General features: G+C 39.8%; 14 protein-coding genes and 6 pseudogenes. 16 read left to right on the forward strand and 4 right to left on the reverse strand.

What is annotated here, in order from left to right; all coding sequences use genetic code 11:
- The first annotated feature begins 128 nt into the window (after positions 1-128).
- From ACU8V8_RS06415 to ACU8V8_RS06460, 10 genes and pseudogenes are all read left to right on the forward strand, one after another.
- A pseudogene (locus tag ACU8V8_RS06415) lies at positions 129-697 on the forward strand (thermostable hemolysin).
- Positions 697-2170 (forward strand): annotated as a pseudogene (locus tag ACU8V8_RS06420) (AMP-binding protein). The pseudogenes ACU8V8_RS06415 and ACU8V8_RS06420 overlap by 1 nt, the downstream one beginning before the upstream one ends.
- The gene (locus ACU8V8_RS06425; RefSeq protein ID WP_446889184.1) at positions 2167-2856 is read left to right on the forward strand and encodes a TenA family transcriptional regulator; all 690 of its coding nucleotides are present in this window, start codon (positions 2167-2169) and stop codon (positions 2854-2856) included. The pseudogene ACU8V8_RS06420 and the gene ACU8V8_RS06425 overlap by 4 nt, the downstream one beginning before the upstream one ends.
- Positions 2853-3648 (forward strand): annotated as a pseudogene (locus ACU8V8_RS06430) (SDR family oxidoreductase). The gene ACU8V8_RS06425 and the pseudogene ACU8V8_RS06430 overlap by 4 nt, the downstream one beginning before the upstream one ends.
- Positions 3645-4299, forward strand: a pseudogene (locus ACU8V8_RS06435) (tetratricopeptide repeat protein). The pseudogenes ACU8V8_RS06430 and ACU8V8_RS06435 overlap by 4 nt, the downstream one beginning before the upstream one ends.
- A 1-nt stretch (position 4300) precedes the next feature.
- Entirely contained in the window at positions 4301-4960 is a 660-nt protein-coding gene (locus tag ACU8V8_RS06440) for a response regulator transcription factor (RefSeq protein WP_446889185.1), read from the forward strand.
- Complete coding sequence (locus tag ACU8V8_RS06445; RefSeq protein WP_446889186.1) at positions 4960-6264, forward strand: ATP-binding protein; 1305 nt, start codon at positions 4960-4962, stop codon at positions 6262-6264. Before ACU8V8_RS06440 ends, ACU8V8_RS06445 begins: the two co-directional genes overlap by 1 nt.
- A gap of 13 nt (positions 6265-6277) precedes the next feature.
- Positions 6278-6604, forward strand: a complete 327-nt coding sequence (locus tag ACU8V8_RS06450; protein WP_446889599.1) for a cupredoxin domain-containing protein — start codon at positions 6278-6280, stop codon at positions 6602-6604.
- Complete coding sequence (locus ACU8V8_RS06455; RefSeq protein ID WP_446889187.1) at positions 6591-7331, forward strand: iron transporter; 741 nt, start codon at positions 6591-6593, stop codon at positions 7329-7331. The genes ACU8V8_RS06450 and ACU8V8_RS06455 overlap by 14 nt, the downstream gene beginning before the upstream one ends.
- Positions 7328-8033: pseudogene (locus ACU8V8_RS06460) on the forward strand (hypothetical protein). Before ACU8V8_RS06455 ends, ACU8V8_RS06460 begins: the two are co-directional and overlap by 4 nt.
- 85 nt (positions 8034-8118) lie before the next feature.
- On the opposite strand, the pseudogene sbcB reads toward ACU8V8_RS06460, so the two are convergent.
- A pseudogene (gene sbcB, locus ACU8V8_RS06465) lies at positions 8119-9564 on the reverse strand (exodeoxyribonuclease I).
- 439 nt (positions 9565-10003) lie between these two features.
- Between sbcB and ACU8V8_RS06470 the strand changes: the two are divergent.
- Together ACU8V8_RS06470 and ACU8V8_RS06475 are read left to right on the forward strand one after the other, a co-directional pair.
- Entirely contained in the window at positions 10004-10411 is a 408-nt protein-coding gene (locus ACU8V8_RS06470; RefSeq protein ID WP_446889188.1) for a hypothetical protein, read from the forward strand.
- Positions 10412-11026: 615 nt separating this feature from the next.
- Positions 11027-13432 (forward strand): collagenase, encoded by a 2406-nt coding sequence (locus ACU8V8_RS06475; protein ID WP_446889189.1) that lies wholly within the window; start codon positions 11027-11029, stop codon positions 13430-13432.
- Positions 13433-13523: 91 nt separating this feature from the next.
- Here the strand turns inward: ACU8V8_RS06475 and ACU8V8_RS06480 are convergent, their stop codons facing one another.
- Together ACU8V8_RS06480 and ACU8V8_RS06485 are read right to left on the reverse strand one after the other, a co-directional pair.
- Positions 13524-14408 carry a dihydrodipicolinate synthase family protein gene (locus ACU8V8_RS06480; protein WP_446889190.1) on the reverse strand — a complete coding sequence of 295 codons (885 nt, stop codon included), beginning with the start codon at positions 14406-14408 and terminating at the stop codon, positions 13524-13526.
- Positions 14409-14418: 10 nt separating this feature from the next.
- Positions 14419-15195, reverse strand: coding sequence for an aldolase (locus tag ACU8V8_RS06485; protein WP_446889191.1), 777 nt, complete (start codon positions 15193-15195; stop codon positions 14419-14421).
- Positions 15196-15302: 107 nt separating this feature from the next.
- Between ACU8V8_RS06485 and pdxR the strand changes: the two genes are divergently transcribed.
- The 4 genes from pdxR (at position 15303) to ACU8V8_RS06505 (ending at position 20106) form a co-directional block, all read left to right on the forward strand.
- Positions 15303-16763, forward strand: a complete 1461-nt coding sequence (pdxR, locus tag ACU8V8_RS06490; RefSeq protein ID WP_446889192.1) for a MocR-like pyridoxine biosynthesis transcription factor PdxR — start codon at positions 15303-15305, stop codon at positions 16761-16763.
- Positions 16764-16988: 225 nt separating this feature from the next.
- On the forward strand, positions 16989-17396 hold the full coding sequence (locus ACU8V8_RS06495) for a hypothetical protein (protein WP_446889193.1): 408 nt from the start codon (positions 16989-16991) through the stop codon (positions 17394-17396).
- A gap of 315 nt (positions 17397-17711) precedes the next feature.
- The gene (locus tag ACU8V8_RS06500) at positions 17712-18983 is read left to right on the forward strand and encodes a porin (protein ID WP_446889194.1); all 1272 of its coding nucleotides are present in this window, start codon (positions 17712-17714) and stop codon (positions 18981-18983) included.
- Positions 18984-19179: 196 nt separating this feature from the next.
- Positions 19180-20106 carry a LysR substrate-binding domain-containing protein gene (locus ACU8V8_RS06505; RefSeq protein WP_087534529.1) on the forward strand — a complete coding sequence of 309 codons (927 nt, stop codon included), beginning with the start codon at positions 19180-19182 and terminating at the stop codon, positions 20104-20106.
- A gap of 64 nt (positions 20107-20170) precedes the next feature.
- Here the strand turns inward: ACU8V8_RS06505 and ACU8V8_RS06510 are convergent, their stop codons facing one another.
- Entirely contained in the window at positions 20171-21799 is a 1629-nt protein-coding gene (locus ACU8V8_RS06510; protein WP_446889195.1) for a BCCT family transporter, read from the reverse strand.
- Between the last annotated feature and the right edge of the window lie 312 nt (positions 21800-22111).

Here is a 22111-nt window from a genome sequence, read left to right on the forward strand (position 1 = left end):
AAGGTTTATTTAAGTTTTGCTCGTTAGATTTTACCCATAGTCTAAAAAGAGCGAACACTATGCAATCACTTCAAGTTACTAACTTGCCTGTTACGAACACACATGATTATGTGTGTGCAAATGCAAACATGCCATTGCGTGTGCAATTAGAGCACGTCGTTAAAGCGAGTTTTGCCAAAGCTTACGGCGCTAATATTAAGCAGTTTATGCCTGTATTATGCCAATTAAGTATTGCTGCTGATTCTTGCACGTTGGGACTTAGAGCTGCTACTGAATCACTTTTATCGAGCAATATTTATCAGAGCCGATTGAACACTTTGTTGATGTACCAAGGGCAGATATTTACGAGCTTGGTAATTTATGTTCAACCAACCGCAAAGCAACGCTCGCTCATTTTGTACTAATGACTGAAGCACTTTATAAAATTGGTGCAAAACGCTTGGTATTTTGTGCTACTGCAAAGGTTAGAGCATTATTAAAAATGCTCTCAGTTAATTGCACTGAAATTGCATTAGCCAATAGTCAAGCACTTGATAACCCCGCCGATTGGGGCACTTATTATGAAAATAAGCCAACACTGTGTGTGGTTGATTTAGCGGCTGCTCATGAGTGCGTAACAAATACACCTCATTTATTTAATATTAAACAGCAATACCACCAAGCGAGTTGCCAATTAGCATCTCAATTGGAGGCATAATGGGGTTTTTATCGCAACTATCACACGCAGCGCTTGATACTGTGATTGTTGATCATCATGACCAGCAAATGCGCCTAATTACTAGGCAGACGCTGATGCAAGCAGTGGCCGAGTTAATTATCGATTTTAAAGCGCTGGATATTTCAGCCGTGGCGTTTGTTATGGACAATACGCCTGCTTGGTTAATTGTAGACTTTGCATTGATTGAGTTACAACAAGTAAGCATTCCGTTGCCGACCTTTTTTTAGCCCACAACAGCTAACTAATAGCATGAATAAAAGCGGCGTTTCGCATTTAATTAGCGACACTCTCTGTGAACTTGAAGGTTTAGATTGTATTGCGACATTGAGCGTGTTAAATCGCTATCCACTTTATATCTATAAAGTATGCGCTTCGAGCCCTACAACGTTTTTTACAGATACCCAAAAAGTAACGTTTACTTCAGGCTCTACCGGTGAGCCAAAAGGAGTGTGTTTATCTTTACAAAGCCAATTACAAGTGGCGACCTCATTACATAAAAAAATAGCGATAAAACAGCCCAAACATCTGTGTTTATTACCTCTTCCGGTATTGCTTGAAAACATTGCAGGGGTTTTTGCACCGTTATTAGCGGCAGGTGAGGTTCACGTGATGACACTGCCAGAATTAGGCTTCTCAGGGGCAAAATTAAATGATCCCAGTCAACTGATCAATGCCATTGATCGTGTGCAACCGAATACGCTAATTTTGGTGCCGGAATTATTGACCTGTTTAGTCTGGTTTACCAAGCAGGGATGGACAGTACCAAAGAGCCTGAAGTTTATTGCCGTTGGTGGCGCTGTACTCAGCAGTGAATTGATCACTGAAGCGCGTAGTTTAGGGTTACCAGTTTACCAAGGTTATGGCTTATCAGAAGCTTCATCAGTGGTGAGTTTAAATACGCCAAATGATGATGACATAGAGTGTGCAGGGCGGGTGTTAAATCACTTGCAAAGCAAACTGGTAGATGGGCAGCTATTTATTAAAGGCCCCTTATTTTTAGGCTATTTAGGTCAACAGCCCCATGATCAAACGAGTTGGTATGCAACCGGTGATTTGGTTGATCAACAACAAGGTCGGTTAACTATTAAGGGGCGTTTAAAAAACCAAATTATTACTAGTTTTGGGCGCAACATTAGCGCTGAGTGGCCTGAATCATTGCTACTTAGTAACAGTGAAGTACAACAAGCTGTTGTTTTTGGCGAAGGTAAGGCGCATTTAGTGGCGCTTATTTATGCATCAGTAAATATGTCTGATGCAGTATTAGCCGAGCATTGTCGAGGCATTAACGCACAATTACCTGAGTATGCCCAAATTAAAGCATTTCATCGCTTAGCTGAACCACTTACCGCGAAGCGGGGGTTATTAACCAGTAATAACCGCCCTAAACGCCAAGCAATAACAAACTATTACCATACACAATTATCAGCACTGTACAGTGAGGCAATATTATGAGCAATTTTTTCGAGACATTAAAGTCACAAACCCAAGCCGAGCGCGAATATTTACTGGCTGCACCGATCATTGTCCGGGTATTTAACGGGCAAGTAAGTACAACTGAGTATGCTTCATTTTTAGCACAAGCCTATCATCATGTTAAACATACGGTGCCATTAATGATGGCTGTGGGCGCGAAATTATCGACTGAACAAGAGTGGATCCGCGAGGCTGTTGCTGAATATATAGAAGAAGAAATAGGCCATCAAGAATGGGTGCTCAATGATATTGCAGCCTGTGGCTTTGATAAACAACAAGTACGTCAAAGTGCTCCCAGATTTGCCACTGAGTTAATGGTTGCTTATGCCTACGATACAATTAATCGTGGTAATCCATTGGCATTTTTTGGCATGGTGCATGTGCTCGAAGGTACATCAATTTCGTTAGCTGATAATGCGGCAAGTAACATAGCCAATAAGACCGGATTACCTAAAAAGGCATTTAGCTATTTAACATCTCATGGTGCTTTAGATATTGAGCATGTGAAGTTTTTTGAAGATCTGATGAATAAAATAGAGTCTCCCGCAGATCAACAAGCAATTGTGCATGCCGCTAAATGTTTTTATAAATTATATGGCAATATTTTTCGTGAATTAGATACAGATCCACAGTTTGTAAATAGTGAATTGGAGCAAACTGCATGAACCGCCCACTTTGCGTGTTAACAGGTGCGACAGGCGGAATTGGCCAAGCCGTGGCATTAAAGTTGATTCAGCATGGTTGGCGTTTACTGTTAGTGGGCCGTCAACAAGCTCAGCTAGAGGCACTTCAAGTTAAGTGTGGCCAAGACTGTGAGATATTTATTGGTGATTTAACATCAGCACAGACTCGCCAAAATTTACTCGAACATGCTAAATCACTTGGCGGTGCAACAATGCTTATAAATAGCGCTGGCATTAATGTGATGCAAGGTTTTAGTGAAATGACGGAGCAGCAAATAGATGACTTACTGATAGTTAATTTGTCGGTGCCAATTAAGCTATGCCAGCTATTTTTACCACAAATTTTAGCTAAAAAAAGGCTCAATAGTTAATGTGGGATCATCGTTTGGCAGTATTGGTTACCCTTATCAAACCTTATATTGCGCAAGTAAATTTGGATTACGAGGAATGACAGAAGCGCTGGACCGCGAACTCAGTCACTGTGATGTAAAAATATTATATTTAGCACCTAGAGCTACAGATACAACTATCAATTCAGTGCAAGTACGCGCGATGAATAAAGCTTTAGGCAATGCAATGGATCCACCTGATAAAGTGGCAGATGCGCTTATTTCATTATTAAAATCCGGAAACTCACGCAGTTACATTGGCTTTCCTGAGCGCTTATTTGTCAAACTAAATGGGGTATTTCCCTCCTTAGTAGATAACGCAATTGCAAAGCAACTTCCTAAAATTAAAAGTTTTTTTGTAGATAAAATTGATAAAGGTGAATGATTATGACTAAACTACTTTATATTAGCTGCTTGTTATCTGGGATATTTTTAACCAGTACTGCACATGCTGATCTTGCAAGCGAATTAGCTCAAGTGCAAACCAGTTGGGCTACTGTGAATTATGAATTAGTAGATAAAGCGCAACTCAATGCATTTGAAAAGTTATCAGAGCAGGCCGCTGGGTTTGCAAAGTCCTATGATGATCAGGCACAAAGCCATATTTGGTATGGTATTGTGCTTTCGAGTTACGCTGGGGCAAAAGGGGGCTTAGGTGCGTTAGGGTTTGCAAAAGATGCGAAAGCACAGTTAGAGCAAGCCATAGAAATTGATGCTAATGCGTTATCAGGCTCTGCTTACACCAGTTTAGCGACTCTTTACAGCAAAGTACCGGGTTGGCCAATTGGGTTTGGTGATGATGACAAAGCGAATGAACTATTTAACCAAGCGCTTGCTATAAATCCAAACGGCATCGATAGTAATTATTTATACGCGGCATTTTTTGTATGACGAAAGAGAGTACAAAAAGGCCAAAAAACATTTACTTGCCGCCCAACAGGCACCGGCTCGCCCAGAAAGGCCAAAAGCAGATTTATATCGCCAGCAAGAAATAACTCAACTGTTGGCCAAAGTCGAGAAGAAACTAAAGAGATAATATGCATTTACTGCTCGTTGAAGATGATAAATTGGTGGCTGAAGGCTTATGTCGATCACTTCGCCAACAAGGCTACAGTGTTGAGCATTGTGCGAGTATAAGTTCAGCCATGCAATGGTTACAAAACGACGAAATTGAACTGCTCGTATTGGATTTAGGGCTACCTGATGGCGATGGTATCGATGTTTTAAAACACGTTAAAAAACATCGCCCTAACTTACCTGTCGTTATTTTAACGGCACGCGGTAGTATTGACGACAAAGTACAAGGGCTAGATTTAGGCGCTGATGATTATTTAGCTAAGCCATTTGATCCTGCTGAGTTATTTGCCCGTTTAAGAGTCGCTAGTCGGCGCGTAACTCAAACGCAATCAAGTAAAATTACAGTGGCTAACATTGTTATGGATACTTCAGCATTCACTGTGTCAGTGGATCAGCAAGCTATTAATTTACCACGTAAAGAGTTCATGCTTCTTAAAGCACTGTTCGAAAACCAAGGGCGCGTGTTATCTAAACAACAATTAGAGAGCAAGCTCTACGAGTGGGGAGAAGAAGTCGGGTCAAATACTATCGAAGTACACATTCACCACCTTCGTAAAAAACTTCCTAAAGAGTTGATAAAAACCTTACGAGGTATCGGTTACGTGGTAGGCAAACGCTAGTGTCTATCAAACGCAGACTCACGCTGATTATTTTATCAACAGTGATTTTGACTTGTTTTTTAGCCTTTAGTAAAGGTTACCGCCAAAGCATGATGCAAGCTGAGCAGTTACTTGATAATGAATTGCAAACCATAGCTCATGTACTAATCGAACAACCTATACACACAGATGCGCCGATGCTGCGCAGTGATCTCACCCAATTACTGTTTCAAATTTGGCAAGATAATAATTTACTCAGTGCGTCTAAATCATTAGCCGAGCTTGCACAAAAACCAAGCCTGAATGGATTTAGTGTTGAAAACTTAGCTGGGCAGCGTATGCGAGTATTCAGGTTAACCATGCAGACAAAACAAGTGTTGGTGGCAGAGCCTTTGAATAAACGCTATGCCCTTAGCGAGACTATGATTTTATCAGCAATGACCCCTTTGCTTTGGAGTGTGCCGTTACTGGCGATATTAATTAGTTTATTTGTTAAGCAAGGTCTAAGCCCTTTAACTCGTCTTTCAAAGCTTTTAAAGACGAGGCAAGCTAATGACTTCACTGCAATTGATTGGCAAGTAAATGCGCATGAAATTAAACCGGTGATCTCACGTTTAAATGACCTGTTTAAGCGTGTAGAAAGTGCTTACTTAAGAGAGCGCTTTTTTGCCTCAGATGCTGCCCATGAATTACGTACTCCATTAAGTAGTTTAAAAATCAATGTACATAACTTATGCACTCAAGGTAATAATAGTTTAGAGCTTGATGCAATGGCTAAGGGTATTGATAAACTAAGTAATATTGTTGAACAAATGTTGATTTTAGGGCGCACCTATCCTGAGCAATGGCAGGCACAATTTAGCCCCATTTCGGTGCTTGAGATCAGCCAGAAAGTGGTTGCACAGCTATACGAACGACTTGATGAAAAACAGCATACGATCAGTATTGAAGGCGATGATTATGTTATTAATGGCGACCAATTTACCTTAGCAACCCTATTTAGTAATTTATTAAGTAACGCCATAAAGTATACGCCAAGTGGTGGTAATATTGTGATCCGCTTAAACAATATACACGGTACGTTTGGTTGGCAGATTGATGATTCAGGTCCTGGCATTGATGATGCCCATAAAGCACGAATTTTTAATCGTTTTTACCGTGTTGGAGGTGATAAACACCCCTCTGGTGAGCAAGGTGCCGGATTAGGTATGGCGATAGTTGAACATATAGTAACAATTTATGGCGCGAGCATTTCTTTAGCCGATAATGAATTAGGTGGCTTACAAGTGCGAGTTGAATTTATGCAAGGAGCAGGGAGTGAATAACTGCTTAGGATTTATTAGCCTGCTGCTATTTAGCGTATTACCGTTTTCGTGTGTTGCTAAAGAATATAAATTAATTTTAAAAGACCACCTTTTCTATCCTGCAGAGATCATCGTACCGGCCAATACTAAACTAAAACTTTTAATTGAAAATCAAGATAGTACGCCAGAAGAGTTTGACAGCTTCGATTTAAATCGTGAAAAAGTACTGTATCCAAATCGTCGTAGTGTGATTTATATCGGGCCACTAAGCCCTGGGCGTTATGAGTTTTTTGGTGAGTTTTCACCTAACACGGCCCGTGGCGCAGTATTAGTAGAAGGAAAGACTGATGCTGATAACTAGTTTGTTGATGAGTATTAATCAGCTTTTACCAGTCGTAATTTTGCTCGTGCTGTTACAGTCATTGCTAAAACTAAACCAGCGAATGCTCATAACAACCGCTTTTATTGGGTTGCTGTGTAGTATTGTTTATGTACAAAGTGCTGCGTGGTTGAACCAGTTATTTGATTATCGCGGCTTAGAGTTTAGCCAAATGCTGTTGTGCGTCATTGTGTATGTTGCGTCACTTATAAGTTGTAAGCAGCGACATTTTTTCGCATTACTTGCAATAGTGGCGGTTATGGCGTTGTATCTGAGTCACTATTTTATTTATCTGGTTGGTTTTTGGCATAACACTGACACAGCAAAACCCTTGCTCATAGGAACATCTCTGGGAATCGGGATCTGCGGTAGTTTTGGTGTGTTGCTATTATTTTTACTGCACAGTGTTAGAGCACGATTTGGTGTATATCCACTGATGTTATTTTTGGCTTTTAATGCCTCGGCAAAATTACTTATCGCATTAGATTTAGCCAGCCAAATTGATTTGATCAACATTACCTCCAATTACTTTGATTGGCGTGCAGTGCTAGTCGAAAACTCAGAGTTAGGCCGTGTACTAAAGGCTTTAGTTGGCTATGAAGCCACGCCAAGCAAAACTGCATTATGGTTGTATCTAGCAGCGGTTTTAGCCTTTATTGGCACCAGTATGGTATTTAATCGGAAATTTTCTCAAAAGGAGCAATCATGAGGTTTATTCTCGCGTGGTGCTTAACTTCACTTTTGTTTATAACATCGTTTAATGTGCGAGCCGATGGAATAGTCGTAGACAAAGTTTACCACCCTTACGTTTTACCATTTGAACGCGAATTTGAATGGCGTCTGGTCTCTCATCAAACCGATAAAGGAAATATTTTAGCCCAACGAGTTGGCTTTGGTGGCTCATTTAACGACACCATGAGTTTGGAAGGCTATGCGGTTGGAGAGCGCGATGATGACGGTAACTTTGGCTTTTCAGTCTACGAGCTAGAACTACGTTGGCAGTTGGTTGAACAAGGGCGCTTTTGGGCTGACTGGGGCGCTTTATTTGAACTTGAAATGCAAGAAGGCAAAGACAGTTATGAAGCCACAACGGGCTTTTTTATGGGAAAAAGAGTTTGGGCGTACTAGCCTCACTATGAATGCATTTTTAGTGTATGAATGGGGCGGTGATATTAAAAACGAATGGGAAACTGAGTTTCGCGCACAGTATCGGTATCGTTTTCGCTCTGAGTTTCAGCCAGCTTTAGAGCTATACGCCGGAGAAGACTTCTTGGGTATTGGCCCCGGTTTTATTGGCCTGCATCGATTTTCGGCGAAGCGACAACTTAAGTGGGAAGCAGGGTTTGTCACCGAGCTTAGCCAACAAGGAAAAGATCACAGTTTTCGTCTTGCCCTAGAGTTTGAATTTTAAATTAAAAAGCCGCGACTAATCGCGGCCTTAAATCTCGTCGCTAGTTTTGCAAACTAGCGCTGTTTGTTTATAAGCAATAGGGAAACTACATACTTTGCGCGTAGTTATATAACGCTTTTAAAATCGTTAAATTCTTTTCATTATCGTCATGTTCATGGGCAAGATTTTCAAGGGTTACCATAAAATCTTGCGCGCTGATCGAGGGTTGATCTTCACCATGCATTAGCTTGTTTTGACAGTACTGACGCCATTGATCGAGCTCGTCTTGGCTTAGTGATTGCGGCCAGTTGCGGGCGCGATATTTAAACAATAAGTTATCAAATTTTTTATCTTCAAAATCAAGCTGCATTCCCGCTAATTGCTCAGGGCTGGCATCACGTATAATGGCAAATTTGGCTTTATCTGCATTACTGGTAAAGCCATCGTATAACATGTAATCGGTGTTGGTGGTTTTACCGTAATCAGGCTTGTCGTTAAACACTTCAGTCACTTTATCTCGAAGGCTTGGGTTGGCTTTTAATATTGCTAAGTTCTTTAAGCATTGCTCACGGTCGATGCCTAAACGCGCGGCGTTTTCAGGTAATAATGTTTTAGCGGGGGGCTAAAATAGGGCATTTGTTTAAATGCACCAGTTTTAAACCCACCGGCAATTCATCTTCACCAAGTTCGCTGCGCTTGGTATAAAGGCGGGTGCGAAGTTCTTCTACTGATAAATCCAGTAACACTTGCGGATCTTCAGTTAAATTAAAGCAGACTACGGCATTTTTATTTACTGGATGAAAGCTCATCGGGGCAATCCAGCTTGTACACCCTTGTGTAGCTGGAATCCGCGATGAAGTGTGTACCAGTGGCGTCATGTTAAACACATCAACAAGTTCAGCGAGCGCTTTTTTACCACGTAAACTAAAAAAGAAGTTATACAGTTTTGGCTGCTTTTCTTTTATTAGTTTTGCTAGGGCAATAGTTGCGGTTACATCACTTAGTGCATCATGGGCGGCGGCGTGTTCAATGCCGTTTGCAACGGTTAAATGTTCTAATTTAAAGCTTGGGCTACCATCTTCTTTTAATGGCCATTCAATACCTTCAGGGCGAAGGGCATAGCAGGCGCGCACTAAATCAATAATATCCCAGCGGCTATTATTATTTTTGTATTCACGCTCATAAGGGTCGTAAAAGTTACGATAAAAACTATAACGGCTTACTTCATCATCAAAGCGGATACTGTTGTATCCCGCAACACAGGTATTTGGCACACTAAATTCGGCATGAATTTTTGCTATAAAGTCAGCTTCAACTAAGCCTTTTTGCATCGCCACTTGTGGAGTAATCCCTGTGATTAAACAGGCCTCAGGGTGGGGCAAGTAATCAGCCACTGGTTTGCAATATTCAATCAGTGGCTCACCAATAATATTTAGATCAAGATCGGTACGAATACCTGCAAACTGGCTCGGCTTATCCTTTTGCGGGCTCGCCCCCACGTCTCGTAATCGTGCCAATAAATAGTTGCTTGATTTTGCTCTTGATAAGCCATTAAAAAACCCTTTAAGTTAGCTTGCAACGGTTGAAATACCGCCAAGTTACTAAATTTATGAATTATTTAGATTATGGCATATGGGCGGGGGAGTTTGTAGGTTAATTATAGCGACTCTCAAACTGATTAAGTTTTACCTGTGGCTATAAATATTTTTATAGCTGAATAGGCAGTGTAATAATTATTGTGTTGAGCTGTAGCCTTGCTTTAATCGATGAGCAGTTAGCGAAAGTAGGGTGGTTGCAGTGGTTAAGCAACATTAAAATTAGCTTTGATTATCATTTGATAGTAATAAGCAATTATTCGGTATTAGACTAAAGTCTATAGGTTAATTTTCTTCATCTATTGGGTTTGTTTTTATCGTTTGTCGCAATTGCACGAACAGCTTAAAGTTCAGTTGTCGGCAACAAAGACGACGTAACTTAATAGGAATATAATCATGAAACTTACACTAATCAAAACCATCGCACTTGGCTCATTATTAACTTGCTCAGCAGCGGCTATGGCTGGCGGCAGTGACTATAAGTTAATGGTTATTGAGCAGGCAACAGCGCCACAGCAACTTGAAGAGTCATTCAATGGTTGCGCATTAAATGTTAAGTCAAAAAATTACGAGCAAGCAGAAGCAATTTGCACAAAAGCAATTGAGTTATTAAAAGTGACTAAAGGGCGTAAACTTAAAGTACGCGAGCTGACATCATTTGCTTTAAGCAACCGTGGTATATCACGTATTAAGTCAAAAAATGATACTGCGGGCTTGGCTGATTTATATGAAGCAACACAGATTTCAAATAACACATTAGTGTCTCATAACCTCACACGTGCTAAAGAAGACTTATCTTTATAAGTATTTATTGATTAATTAATACCATCTAAAGCATTCTTAAAAACCACGTTAGTTACTACTACGTGGTTTTTTGCTTTTCAACCAACCTCCTGTCTGTTTTGTCTACTTAATCAATCAAGCAATCGTTTTCCTCAAAATATTAATATTCTGTATTTATTGATAAATGCACAATACAAAGTAAGTCACACAATTTTATGCTCAGGCACTATAAGCTGGGTATTCCTTGCGCAATAACGCCTTAAATGACGGTAACCAACTTAAGTTAATGATTAACGAAAGTGTAAAATTTGCAAATAAATATACAGTATACAATTTACATTATGCAAACAAATGTGCTACAAATACTTTGTTGAACTTGGTATCAGTGTTTGTTGGGTTTTAGTGTAAGCGCGAAACTCAACATTGGTTATTAAGAACGGCATGAATATTTATGGTGAGTTGCAACTACGCATAGCTGATTTTAGGGGAAATGCACGCGTTTTATAGTTAACTACATGAAAGTTATATAAATATTGTTTTCATGTGGATAATTCGAATTGTCTCTCTAGTCATTAAATATTATCGCCATCAGCAGTTAAATTGAATATTAAGTAAAATAATAAAAGGAAAACTCAAATGTTTTTTAGAAAATTGACTTTAACTAGTGCAATTCTGTGTGCACTTTCAGGCTGTGGTGGCAGTGATTCTACAAGCACTTTACCTGAGCCAACCCCACCAGTCACTGTAACGCCAGCTGATCCTGAGGTTGAACCAACTGATCCTGAGGTTGAACCCACTGATCCTGAAGTTGAACCTACTGACCCTGAAGTTGAACCGAGTGATCCTGAGGTTGAACCCACTGACCCTGAAGTTGAACCTACTGAACCAGAGGTTGATTATACCAGTGCGTTAGAACCAGCTTTAGCACTTGATGTGGTTAAAACTAATATTAATACTGTAGGCGGTGAGGGCCAGTCATTTTATGTTGACTTAACACAAGAGTCAGAAACTTTAGTTGTCAGCTTATTTGCAGGGGTAGAAAACAAAGAGCTTGGTGATCCAGACTTGTATGTTAAATACGAGGGTGAGGCAAGTGCAGGCGCTGAGGGGGTTTTTGATTGTGTATCCTATAAAGGAGCTAACAATAATGAAACTTGTATTATTGATAAACCTAAGGCGGGTAGATACCATATTTATATGGATGCATATGAAGGTGGTGATGCAGTTGATGCGTCTATGTTTGCCACTACGGGTTTATTTAGCGCAAATATGATGTGTGAAGAGCCTGTAAGGATCCGTGCGCAATCAATGTCAAATACTGAGCTTGAAGAAGCATGTACAGTGATCAGCCAGACGAAAAGATTATTCGATGAAACGCTGAATTCAGGGCTTACGCCAGAGTTTCAACAAGCTGTCCCAGATGATTTAAATGAGATCACGAATATTCATATTTTCTCTAGCCTTTCTAATCATGCAGCCTGGGCAGAGCACCTTGTTAATACAAATAATACCAGCGGCATTTATTTTGAGACTTCACCTACCCAGTGGTGGCATAGCTCTGATATTTGGACCTTTGATGCTATAGAATGGACTGAAGGACGTTCTGTTATTCGTTCTCTAGCTCATGAATATGTGCATGCATTAGATGGACGTTATAATAAAGAAGGTGCTTACAAAAGTAGTGTAAATTGGTGGACAGAAGGGCTTGCTGAGTATCTTGGTACGTTTAATGAATTATATTACACCCGTGTATCTACCGCACATGATGGTGAAGCTGCTTCATTAGCTGATATTTTCGCTGGTAACGCGGATGCATATTCGTGGGGACAGTTAGCCGTTGCTTTTCTAATCGAAAATCACCCTGAACTGGTTTATCAAATGCTTGTTCATATGCGTGCGGGTGAGTGGGAAGACTTTGAACTGTTATTGGACAATATAGCAACAGACAATCAAGCTGAGTTTACAACCTGGTTATCAACAACCTTAGTTGATCAATATAAACAAAGTGTTGAGGTTCTTACTCTTGGTGACTATAAACACATTAATGGCCGAGGCGGGTGGTTGTATTCTGTCGATGTTCCAGCAGGGCTACCCTCAATCACATTCGCAACTCAGGGTGGGTCTGCTAACGTTGACTTATGGGTTAAAAAAGGGGCTGCTCTTCATCCTACGATTGATACTGAGTTTACATGTACTTCTATAACAGAAGGTACTAATACAGAAAACTGTACTATAAGTATGCCTGAGTCTGGTAAATATTATATTGCAGTGGCTTCGGACTTTGTTGGCGCAGATGTTATCGATCTTTACTTTAGTGCCTGCGCGGGAGATGACTGTGCAGTTACCACTCCAGAGCAACAAGCCTTGGTGACAGTGACAGAACCTTACCTACCACATTGGCCTGAAAAAGGTACACTTGGTACATGTAGCTTGGCTGAAACATATTATAATTCAACTAAACCAGCGCTTGATTTGAGTATTACAAATCCAACAGATAAACTTGTTAAAGTCTATTGGCTTAATAGAAATACAGGTGACAAAGGCGGAAATCCCTATGTAACGTTAGCACAGGATGAAAGCTACACAGCTGATAATTGGAATATTGGTCATCGTATTATGCTTACTGATGGCACTGATAATTGTTTAGGTGTTGCGTTATTGAATGATGAAAATAACGCATTTACAGTAACTGAAGAAATGGTTGTAGATGCATTAGACGAAGCACCACCGGCTGAAATTCCAGAAGCAACTGCAGTGATGCAAAGCTGTGATTTAGCTGTGCCATATGAGAGAACATCAAATAGTGCACCAAATCTTCAAGTTGTAAATACCATGAGCGATCCTGTCAAACTTTATTGGATTAATAATACGACTGGTGAGCCTGCCCTTGATAATGTTTATGCTACATTGGCTGAAGGTGAGATTTACACTCAAACTTATTGGGCCGCAGGTGATCGAATGATGGTGACTGATGAAAGTAATAGCTGTATCGGTGTACTTGATTTGAATGACACTGACAACGTATTCGTTTTAGGTAATTAAACAATAGGTAAGTATTGTTATTTCATCGGTTAACCGATAAGTAATTAAATAATGGCGCTCGTTATAATGAGCGCCATTTTTGTTTCATTTCTTAAATGTGACCTAATGTTGCCAGCATATCTTTTAACTGCTCTTGCTCTAGCATTGCTAAAGGTAATAATGGTTTTCTAGGAGGGCCCACTTTATTGCCTTGTAAGTCGAAGCCAGATTTGATTGCAGCTGCTAAACCTGTCTTAACAATAAATTCTAAAAAATTATATTGCTGATAAAACAGCTCGCGGGCTTTATTTTGATCACCCTTTTGAACAGCATCAAAAAGTTGCTTTGGCTTATCTGCTATTAAGCATGGCGCAGCAGTACACCAACCACTTGCACCTGCATTTAGTGCTTCTAGTGCCATATGATTACAGCCATTGAAAAATGGCACCATTGCCCCTGAAAGTTTATAAATTTTATGCATACGTTGAATATCACCCGAACTTTCTTTGATCATGCTGGCATTTTTTATATTAGCAACCATTTTAAGCATAAATTGGGGCGACATATCAACACCACATGTTGCAGGATTATTGTAAACCATGATAGGCAGTGGAGTTGCATCTGAGACGCTTTGATAATGTGAATAAATTTCTGCTTCAACCAATTTATAATACGAAAAAGGCGAGAGCATAATTACATCAGCACCAATTTGGTGTGCATACTTAGCACGTTTAACGGCTTGCTCTGTCGTTAACTCAGCAATACCAATCACGACAGGCACTCTACCTTGAACATGCTTTACAGTATGACTTGCAACGTCTTGCCATTCTTTTTCACTTAAATAGGCGGCTTCTCCTGCGCTTCCCAGTGCTGCAATGGCATTTACCTTTGATGCTATTAATGTATCAATGACCATTTCTAGTTTAGATAAATCAACGCCTTCACCGTCAGCGTTAAATGGGGTTATTGGGTAACCTATGATGCCTGTTAAATTCATTTTTATACTCCTAAATACAGTCTTTGTGGGTTTTTAATGCCTGTCTTGCATAATAGGCAAAGTTAATTTTGTTGCGTTTATCGGTTGATACCCAGTCATGAGCTTCTTGTGCTAAGTCGTGGGGGAGCGGTTTTATTTCACCTGCAGCCATTGCTAATAATTGCAACTTCGCTGCGCGTTCAATTAAAATTGCAAGGTTGCATGCTTCTTCAATGGTTTTGCCTATAACCAGCTGCCCATGGTGAGCAAGAAATACGGCTCTGTTGTTTCCCAGCGCTTGGGAGATAAGCATGCCTTCCTCATTCCCTACCGGTACTCCAGGCCAATTGGCTACAAATGAGCAGTCATTGTATAAACCACAGGTATCCATTTGAGATATGGTTAAAGGGACTTCCAGCATCGACAGTGCAGCAATGTGTGTTGGGTGTGTGTGAATAATACAATTCACTTGCGGGTGCTCGTTATAAATCCAAGTATGGAAGCGGTTTGCTGGATTAGCCATACCTTCACCGTTTAACGGCTCTAAATCTTGATCGACTTCAATCAAATTATTAGCTGAAACTTCGTCAAACCCTAACCCAAATTGTTGTGTTAAAAAGGTGTTTTTAGCATCAGTGCGGCTTGTTATTTGTCCTGCAAGCCCTGAATCATGCCCTTTATCGAATAAAATTCTGCAAGTTAGCGCCAGTTTTTCACGCTGAGATAAATGCTCTTGGTCAATAAGCCTTTGCATTTGATTTTGTGCATCTTGCATCAAGGTTTCTTTTGTTGTGTTTAGTGTCTTCATCTGAGTTCTCTCATTTATGTTTTGACAATGACAACAAGATAGCGATAGTCTGGATTAAAAATAAGAGCCAGAAATATAAAGTTAAGGGGTCCAGTGGTGAGGCGGTTATGTTAAGACCTTGGGATATTCAATTCTCGTTTGAAGATAGCCCCGCAAAGACACTGCATGCTAAATTATTGAATTGCATAACAGTGGACATCCAAAGCGGGAGGCTAGCAGCTGGCGTTATGTTGCCTGGCACTCGCTCACTCGCGAAGCAATTAGGGATAAATCGAAAAACTGTCCAGCAAGTCTATGAAGAGCTTGAGGCTCAAGGGTGGTTGAAAAGTAAGCAGCGAAGCGGTACGTTTGTATCTGAAATCATGCCGGAGCAAGATTTATCTGCTTCAGACTCAAGGTTGATCAATAATACAATTAAAACTAGGCGCTCATCTAAGTTAGTTGAAAGCTTGTATTTGGATGCCGTGGCATTAGCTGATTGTGTATCGATAACGAATGATGGTACACCTGATGCGCGTTTGATCCCCTATGAGTTACTCGCACGAACGTATAGGCGTGTTTGTGTTAACTTGAGTCGCCAAGCTAAGCTTGGTTATGGCGATCCTCGTGGTGCTATTGAACTTCGTACCTCAATACAAAAAATGCTTTTTAGCGACCGCTTTATGAATTGTTCAAAAGAAGACATATGTATCGTAAGAGGCAGCCAAATGGGGATTTATCTAGCATCAAGAATATTAGATGCTAATAAAGGCGCCATAATTATGGAAGAGTTGAGTTACCTGCCTGCGCATGCTGCATTTGAGGCTAATGGGTTTAAAATTATAAAATGTCGGCTAGATGAGCAAGGACTTGATATTGATCACTTACGTGAAATACTTGCCAATAATGAAGTATCAGGTGTGTATGTAACCCCTCATCATCAATACCCAACAACAGTCTGTTTGCCAATGCAACGACGGCTCGCCTTACTGGAGTTATCCAAGATACACCAATTCTGTGTGATTGAAGATGATTATGATCATGAGTTTCATTATGAAGCTAATCCTATCCCGCCACTTGCTAGTTTACCTAATTCTGAAAATGTAGTGCATATAGGCTCAATGTCAAAGGTGTTCGCACCGGGGTTGCGGTTGGGATATATTGTTGCAGATACTCGGTTTATAGAAAGAGCTGCTCAGGAAATCGTTTTAATTGATAGACAGGGTAACACTATTACTGAACATGTTATTGCTGATTTAATGGATTCAGGTGAAGTCAAACGACACATCAGAAAGGTTAGACGAGAGTACAAAGCACGAAGAGACCATACAGCAAAAGAGTTTACTAGGTTGTTTCAAGGAAAAGCGACATTTTCTTTACCAACAGGGGGGCTGGCAATTTGGGTGGATATATCCAAGTTAGTGAAAGGTAAAAATGTAGCTGATTTCAACAATAGTGATTCAACATTAAATACTTTTTTTGCTGCAGAGCAAAAAACACCTACCCATATTCGGTTTGGCTTTGGCGCGATTAGTATGGATGAAATCACACGATCGATAGAAAAATTAGCTGATGAGTTAATTACCTAACAATTTATTATCGGCTAAATGGACTGTTTTACCGATTATTTAACAATAAAAGATCACCTATTTAGCAAGTGATATCAAGAACGCACTACTAGGTATTAGACTAAAGTCTATAGGTTAAATTTCTTCATCTATCGGGTTTGTTTTTATCGTTTGTTTCGTTTGAGCAAAAGCTCTAAAGTTCAGTTGTCGGCAACAATGACGGCGTAACTTAATAGGAATATAATCATGAAACTTACACTAATCAAAACCATCGCACTTGGCTCATTATTAACTTGCTCAGCAGCTGCTATGGCTGATGGAAGTGACTATAAGTTAATGGTTATCCAGCAAGCAACTGCACCGCAGCAACTAGAAGAGTCATTTAATAGCTGTGTATCAAATGTTCAGTCTAAAAATTACGAACAAGCGGAATCAATCTGCACAAAAGCTATCGCACTTTTAAAAGAAAGCGAAGGGCCAAAATTTAAAGTACGCCAATTAACATCGTTTGCACTAAGCAACCGTGGCGTATCTCGTATCATGGCTAAAAACGATACAGCAGGTCTAGCTGATTTATACGAAGCGACACAAATCTCTGATAACACGTTAGTGTCTCATAACCTAACGCGTGCTAAAGAAGACCTTTCTTTATAAGGTTTTACCCTAGCTTATAAATACGCTTTAAAAAGCCACGTTAGTTAGCTCTAACGTGGTTTTAATGTTTTTGATTTTATTATCGATTGTAAGATTTCTACTTTTCTTTTCTATTTGTATTTTTAGCTATTCACATCTATTACTTTTCCTCATCGTCACCCTTCGAAAAAGTCGTTTGTTTGTTACTAATTTGTTAAGCAGTATCTGTTGGTGCTAATGGCCGATAAATAGGGTTGTTGTTGCTTTTTAGCTTCAATTATTTGTGCTTTGTACACCCGGCCATGCACGATATCAACATTAACAACAAGGGTATTCATGAATTTTATAAAACCGTCGGTATTAGCGAGTGCTGTGTTTTTCTTTACGCACCAAGCGCAAGCTACCACAGCTCTCGATACAGTTGACCAGCAACTAGCTGACTTAAATGAGCAAATTGAGTTATTACAAAAAAAACTATCAAAAGTAACAATACAAAGTAAACATGTAGAAAGTGTTGAAAAGCAAAATAGCACTGAAGCCCCAAAGCCAGAAGGTATAAAAATAGGCGGAGCTGTAAGGACTAATTATAGTTACGTTTCGTATGATGATGGCGCAAAAGACAGGGGGGGAGATTTTGACTTTGATATTTTTAGACTTAACTTTTCAGGAGAGGTAGGCGATGTAGAGCTCAATGCTGAAATTCGCTTTTTTGACTATATGACTGCAATTAAATATGCCTATGCTGCATATGATTTTAGTTCTAAATGGCAAATACAAGCGGGTATTACCAAAGTACCATTTGGTAATTGGCCCTATAATTCACATAGTTATTTTTTTAGTACCAATTATTATATCGGTTTAGAGGATGATCATGATTTAGGAGTCGTTCTAAAGCGTAAAGTAGCGGATAACTGGCAACTCGATATTGGCTTTTTTAAAAATGATGAACAGGGAGGAATAGATGGCTATGTTGATAATCGCAGCGATCGCTACTCCTATGATGTGGTTGGTTTTAGAACCCTTGATGAAGGTGTGTATGCTGAGCCAATCGACGAGATAGCAGAGTATAATACTTTGTCAATGCGTTATGGTTATCACGTTGAACATGAAAATGGTAAAACAGAAATTGGGTTTTCAGCTTTAAGTGGAGGCCTTCATGATGGTAATGATCGAGCTGGTGACTATCAATCTTGGGCGTTACACTTAAATAGTCATATTGGTCCTTGGAATTTTCAGATTCAGCACGGTGAGTACGATTATGATATTGAAAATGCAAATCGCATGGCCGTTGGTGCCTACTCTTTTTACGATAGTATTGCAGCGAAAGCAACAACATCGAATGCTAATATTGCCTATAATTTAGCTGTGGATTGGGGGCCTATTACAGGGGTACAATTTTATAATGACTATGGAATTGTTTATGACAAGTCAGATAATAGTGAAGATACTTGGATGAATGTGACAGGGTTTTCAGTCGCAGCTGGTGGACTTTTTACTTACTTTGATTTTGTAAATGCGAAGAATCAGCCTTTTGTTGGAGGCTCTATTGCCGGTGATAGTGACGATGTAGAACAACGCTTCAACATTAATATTGGCTACTACTTCTAAGGAAAGTAACTATACCCAAGCCATCTCAAAATGTGGGTGGCTTGGGAGTAAGAGTGTAAATATATCGTTAATACATTTGCACTCTGTATGACTAATTGATACTTTTAATTGAGGTATTGCACACCTGTGCATCTATTCAAATAATGACCCACCCGCACCTTCCATGTTCCTTAAATAGTTGTAAGTAGGAAGCACAATGAAAATAAACCCGTTACCGCCGTTAAATAGTTTGGTTGCATTTGAAGCGTCAGCTCGCCATCTTAGTTTTACCTTAGCAGCACAAGAGCTAAATGTTACGCAGGGGGCGATTAGTCGACAGATTCGCCAATTAGAGGATTATTTAGGTAAGACTTTGTTCACAAGAGCAAGCAGAAGCATTCACCTAACCCCGGCAGGCTTACAATACTATCAAACAGTAAACCGTTCTTTGTTAGACATAGCAGACATAACCGGTCAGGTTAAAAAGTGGCAAGGAGATAAAAAAATAACGGTTGCAACCACTAATGCTATGGCTTCATTATGGTTATTGCCCAAAGTTGCGGAGTTTCAAAATTTACATGATGATATAGATTTGCGAATTCTTGCTTCTGACAATATCGTTGATTTAACAAAGTTAGAATCTGATATAGGTCTTTTTTACTGTCGCACGCCTCCTTTAGATGTAAATGTTACCCCTTTATTTAGTGAGGAAGTATTTCCTGTCTGTAGCCCTGGATATTTAAGTAAAATTGGCAACCCAACAGCAGCAAGCGAGATATTTTCAAAAACTATTTTAAACTTAGATGAAATGCAAATGGGTTGGGTGAATTGGGAGGAATGGTTTACAGGCGTAGATCTTGATTTTATTGAACCAAAAAATCGAGTCAATATAAATAATTACCCTATGCTGTTGCAGGCGTGCATTAATGGTCAAGGCATTGCTTTGGCATGGGGATCACTTGTTGATGAATATTTACAAAGTGGGGTATTAATACGTCCAACAGAACACGTGCTGGCAACAAACTCTAAGTTTTCAATGCTTGAGCCTAATAATGGTGGACGTGTCCCAGCAAGTGTTAAATTGTTCAGAGAATGGTTGCTAACACAATTACCCATAGAGGTTGGTGATACAGGCTTAATTTGATTTTATGATATGAGTAAGCTCCCGTATAATGCGGGAGCTTTTTTATAACGAATTAAAATTAAAGTTACTCTGTTTTATGAGCGGGATTTAGATGCTCAACAGGCCCATCTAGCTGCTCTTTACAGGGATGAACATGCTGTGGCAGCATAGCCCAAGGTTTTGGCTCACGACGTATACTGTAAAACAGCGTAACCCCCATCATTAATATAAAAATGGAAATAGGGAAGCCAATGATGATAGACGCATATTTAATCGCCTGTAGGCCACCCGCGTATATTAAAACCCATGCAATTAGCGCGATAACAATACCCCATAAAATACGAATTGATTTTGGTGGTTCAGTATCGCCAGCTGCATCTAGGATACATAAAATTAAAGTTCCTGAATCAGCCGATGTAATAAAGTAAGTTGCAAGTAAAATGCAAGCAAGTACGCTTAATAACTTACCAAGGATCGCACCATCTAAGTTATCAAATAAAGTGAATAATGCACGCGTACTGTCTTTCTTCGTTGCATTTAATATTTGACCGCCAGTAAATTCCCCAATGTCTATTTGAGCTTCTGAGTCTGCTATTACGGTTTGCTGTTGATGAGCAACTCGCTCATTTTGTTCCATTTTAAGTGCACTTCCACCAAAAACAGATAGCCAGATAAAAGCAATGACTGTTGGAGCAACAAGTGCACCTCCAATGAGCTCTCTGATCGTGCGCCCGCGGGAAATACGCGCTATAAACATCCCTACAAAAGGTGCCCACGTCATCCACCAAGGCCAATAAAAAGCAGTCCAAGAGCTTTGCCAACCTGAATCACTTTGAGTGTCGGTCCATAGGCCCATACTGACTAGATTTTGCATGTAGTTACCAGTACTTTCCATAAAAATATTAAGAACATACCGGGTAGGACCTATTGCTAGAACAATTAACACTAATAAAAGTGACAGTAACATATTCCATTGAGATAAAAGCCGAATACCACGGCCAACCCCTGACAACACCGAGCCAACAGCAATTGTACACAAAGTAACAATTAATATTGATTGAGTCATTAAGCTTACTTCAATACCAAAAGTTTGCTCTAATCCTGAGTTGATCTGGATAACGCCTAAACTTAATGTTTGGGCAATACCAAATGCAGTGACGGCAACAGTAATGATATCTGCAACATGACCAATAGGTCCGTAAATACGTTCGCCAACAATAGGATACAAAATCGATCTAAATGTAAAAGGTAAGCCTTTACGGTACGAAAAGTAAGAAAGGGCTAGTGCAACAATGACGAATAATGACCATGGGTGAAGCCCCCAGTGATAAAAGGTGAGTTGCATAGACATTGAAGCCGCCTCGTCAGTTAGCCCCTTAGTAAATGGGTTAGAGGCATAGTGCCACATAGGCTCAGCGACTGACCAAAAAACTAACCCTATACCCATTCCCCCTGAAAATAACATGGCAATCCATGCCCAAAAACTGAACTCGGGTTTATCGTCATCATTTTCACTTAACCTAATATGACCATAACGACTGACCATAAGGTAAGCTAAAAACCCAACGACTAAAGTGACTAAGCCGATAGAAAACCACTTCATATTGTAAAGTAGAAAGGTAGATAAAGTTTCGAAATATTGCCCCGCTTTATTTGCAAGTATCACAATAAATAATATAAACGCAATGAGTATAACTTTTGACGCTATCGTCACCGTGGGGTTTAGTCCTTTGAGGACCCCCCGACTTAGCTCGAATGACGGATTTTTTCATGTGTGTGCCCCGATGTTGTTTTTCTTGTTGTTGAATAAGTTTTAAGAAACTAAAAAATTAACCAGTATTTTACAAATGATTAATTCTCATTGATTCATGAGTTTTGGTTATGTGAGCGTTTAGCAATGTGTGCTTCAAAAATGAATAAAATGACAATGCATGATAAAAACTCATAGATAGGAGGCTAATTAATCGTTTGTTTAGTGCGTTTTTGTTAATCAAAATCAACTCAATTGATAACAAAATGTAGTTGC

The sequence above is a fragment of the Pseudoalteromonas sp. SaAl2 genome (assembly GCF_052947895.1).